The organism is Hallella sp. (genome assembly GCF_037460745.1).
GTDB lineage: Bacteria > Bacteroidota > Bacteroidia > Bacteroidales > Bacteroidaceae > Prevotella > Prevotella faecis.
The window spans coordinates 1-3,562 of sequence record NZ_JAXVAE010000009.1 but is presented as its reverse complement, the minus strand read 5'-3'; the positions used below and the strand labels follow the sequence as shown (position 1 = coordinate 3,562).

The 3,562-nt window shown below is 50.1% G+C and carries 3 protein-coding genes; 2 read left to right on the top strand and 1 reads right to left on the bottom strand.

What is annotated here, in order from left to right; translation table 11 throughout:
* Window positions 1–868 precede the first annotated feature (868 nt).
* Entirely contained in the window at window positions 869–1,186 is a 318-nt protein-coding gene (locus WKK33_RS00100; RefSeq protein ID WP_337931957.1) for a hypothetical protein, read from the bottom strand.
* Window positions 1,187–1,642: 456 nt separating this feature from the next.
* Between WKK33_RS00100 and WKK33_RS00095 the strand changes: the two genes are divergently transcribed.
* Entirely contained in the window at window positions 1,643–3,151 is a 1,509-nt protein-coding gene (locus WKK33_RS00095) for a class I SAM-dependent DNA methyltransferase (protein WP_337931956.1), read from the top strand.
* 4 nt (window positions 3,152–3,155) lie between these two features.
* A complete protein-coding gene (locus WKK33_RS00090) occupies window positions 3,156–3,386 on the top strand; it encodes a hypothetical protein (protein WP_337931955.1) in 231 nt (76 codons plus the stop codon).
* Window positions 3,387–3,562 lie beyond the last annotated feature (176 nt).

The window sequence follows — 3,562 nt, the reverse complement described above, 5'->3', positions numbered from 1 at the left end:
AATAATGGTCAAAATATTTGGATTTTAACATAGAAAGCGAATCTTACGAATGACGGCTGAGAGAAACGCCTCTGGCGTTTGTTATCGCACGAATGACATGCGAAGCTCCACTTTTTTAGAACACGAATCTCACTCTCGAATGCAGATACACGAAACGCCTCTGGCGTTTGGAATCTCACGAGACCCGGCGTAGCCCCACCGACCAACGGGAGGTAATGACGACCGACCAACGGGTATTTGTGCTGATTGTCATTCGGTAGATTCGCGAGATTCGTGTTCGTCTCCTAAACACCAGAGGTGTTTGCAATCTCACGAGTCTTGTGTTCGTCTCCAAAAACACCAGAGGTGTTTGTAATCTCTCGAGATTTGTCGTAGACATACGCGAGGCTCGGGGAGACTCTGTCGTCTGATGGGTTGTGTCCTGAAAATTGGGTTTGTTGGGCGTTCTCGGCTCGGTGCCTGTGCGACGTGTGGTTTCGCGTTCCCGTTAATGCCCGTTAACGTGTGCTTGTCTTATTCGAGGCGAGGCGAGAGGTGGCGAACGGTGGGCGCTGGTGTCATGCGGGTGGCGATGGGTGGCGGTGTGTGGTGGGCTCATAGGGCTGTGGTGTTGGTGGGTTGGGTGTGTGGTTGGTATGTTGATCCGCTTGTCTATGAAGCGGTTGACGGTGGGTGAGGGGCGACGGTCGTTGACCTGTGCTTGACGGTGGTGCTTGGGGTTCTGCTTGCGATGCAAAGGTACGGCAATTATTGGCAAGCACCAAATTTGGGTGTGCTGCAGCGTGTTACCTTCTGTTAAAATCCGAGGGGTTATGTGTTAATAGTAGTTAACGTCATATTTTCTATGTTTTCGTTTCTGCAAGTTGCTTTATTTATATATGTTCAGGTGTGGCGCGCGCGAAGCCGTTCGGGTGTTTCTTGTTTTCCCGCAGATTGCGCAGATTTGCACAGATGCCGTTCGGGGAGGGCTAATCCCACAGATCGCGCCCAGGCGCGGCAGATGCCGCAGATGCCGTTCGGGTGCTTCTTGTTTTCCCGCAGATTGCGCAGATTTGCACAGATGCCGTTCGGGGTGTTTCTTGTTTTCCCACAGATTGCGCAGATTTGCACAGATGCCGTTCGGGTGTTTCTTGTTTCCGCAGATTGCGTCGATGCAGATGCCGTTCGGGTGCTTCTTGTTTTCCACACAGATTGCGCCGTTGGCGCCAAGGTGTAAGCGTGAGTTTTGTTACAATGTTACATGTTACATGTTACAATAAGGTGGTTCCATGTTGCGCAGGATGGGCTTTAAGAAATTATATAGTATATATATTATATATATAATATATATACTATATAATTTTTACCATCCCCAAATTCAGACTTCCGAAAGAGGGTGCCGACATACGGAAGGTGCTTATTGTAACATGTAACATGTAACAATGTAACACTTTCCGCCCGCCAGATAAGCAAGCCGGGTGCCCAAATGGGCTATGCCGTGGGGGAGGGAAGGAGCCTGCAAGGAAGCGTTCCCGGTGACGTTAAGCGTGCAATGGGGGATGGCGATGTGTAAAACCCCATCCATTTTCTGAAATTATATTGGAGGAATGAATAAAAAAATGTATCTTTGCAGTATCTATAGAAACGCATCAACAAGAACATTATGGCAAAGAAACAAGATACCATCAGCATTGGCTTTGAAGAGAAGATATGGAAGGCTGCCGACATTCTGCGCGGCAACCTCAGCGCGTCGCAATACGAGGGCGTGGTGCTGGGCCTCATCTTCCTGAAATACATCAGCGACCGCTTCGAGCAGAAGTTTAAGGAGCTGCAGGGCGACGAATACGCCGACCCTGAGGACAAGGATGAGTACACGGCCGAGAACATCTTCTTTGTGCCCCAAGAAGCCCGATGGAGCAAGATCAGCGCCGCCGCCCACACACCTAAGGTTGGCGTGGTGATAGACGACGCGCTGGCCGCCATAGAGCGCGAGAACGAGCGTCTGAAGGGCATCTTGCCTAAAAACTTCGCCCGTCCGGAGCTCGACAAGCGCCGTTTGGGCGATGTGGTAGACCTGTTCACCAACATAGAAATGCACAACGCTGGCGACGAGAAAGACCTCTTGGGTCGTACCTACGAATACTGTCTGCGCCAGTTTGCCTCGATGGAAGGCAAGAATGGCGGCGAGTTCTACACCCCTTCGTGCATCGTTCGCACATTGGTTGAGATCCTCGAACCCTACGAGGGCAGAGTCTACGACCCTTGTTGCGGAAGCGGTGGTATGTTTGTGCAGAGCGCCAAATTCATAGAGCGCCACCAGGGCAACCTGCGCAAGATAAGCATCTACGGACAGGAATCGAACCCCGACACATGGAAGATGGCGCACATGAACCTTGCCATCCGTGGCTTGGATGCCAACTTGGGCAATGTGTTTGCCGACTCGTTCTTTGATGACCAACACCCAACGCTGAAAGCAGATTTCATTCTTGCCAACCCTCCTTTCAATAGCAGCGACTGGGGACAGAGCGCCCTGCAGGAGGACGTGCGCTGGCAGTATGGTTTGCCACCAGCTGGCAACGCCAACTTTGCGTGGATGCAGCACATGATTCATCATCTTTCGCCTAATGGCAAGATTGGCCTTGTGCTTGCCAACGGTGCCCTTTCGAGTCAGAGCGGTGGTGAGGACCAGATTCGCCAAGCCATCATCGAAGCCGACTTGGTAGAGGGAATCGTGGCTTTGCCTTCGCAGCTATTCTATAGCACAGGTATTCCTGTCAGCCTTTGGTTTATCAATCGCAACAAACCACAAAAGGGCAAAACCGTGTTTATCGATGCCCGCAACTTAGGCTCCATGGTGACTCGCAAGCTGCGCGAGCTGATGCCTGATACGGATATCAAGAAGATTACTGACACCTTCCACAACTTCCAACAGGGAACGCTTGAGGATGAAAAGGGCTTCTGTGCCGTTTGCACCACCGAGCAAATAGCAGAGCAAGACTACATCCTTACTCCTGGTCGATACGTAGGCATCGCCGAAGACGAGGGCGACGGAGTGCCATTTGTGGAGAAGATGGCGAATCTTACCGGAGAGCTGAAAACTCTCTTTGAGGAAAGCAAGAAGCAGGAAGAGGAGATAAGATTGCAGTTGAAGAAAATTGGATGGGAGGTGTAAGCGTATGGAGTGCTTAAACGAATTATCGGGATTGTTCTCGCTGTTGGCGGTAGTGGCTTCCGTGGTTGCTATCGTGGTTGCTGTTGTGATTTACTGCAAGCAGAAGAAGGATCATCTGCAGGACATGAAGGACGAACTGGATGCTATGGAAGAAAACTCGATTTTCCCGATGGGACTTGCCGAAAGGAAGTATTATGGGCGAAAAAGTTATTTAAAAAAGAAATTGGGGAGGTAGTAGGATGGAGTGGAAAGAAGTTAGATTGGGGGATGTCGCTGATGTTCAAACTGGTCCATTCGGAAGTCAACTACATAAGGATAATTATGTAAATAAGGGAACTCCAATTGTTACCGTTGAACATTTAGGAAACAAATGGTTTACATCACAAAACCTCCCAATGGTTTCAGATGAAG

Excerpts from the sequence above, each read along its gene's own strand:
- WKK33_RS00095 (WP_337931956.1), top strand. The coding sequence starts at position 1,643 with ATGGCAAAGAAACAAGATACCATCAGCATTGGCTTTGAAGAGAAGATA.
- WKK33_RS00090 (WP_337931955.1), top strand. The coding sequence starts at position 3,156 with ATGGAGTGCTTAAACGAATTATCGGGATTGTTCTCGCTGTTGGCGGTA.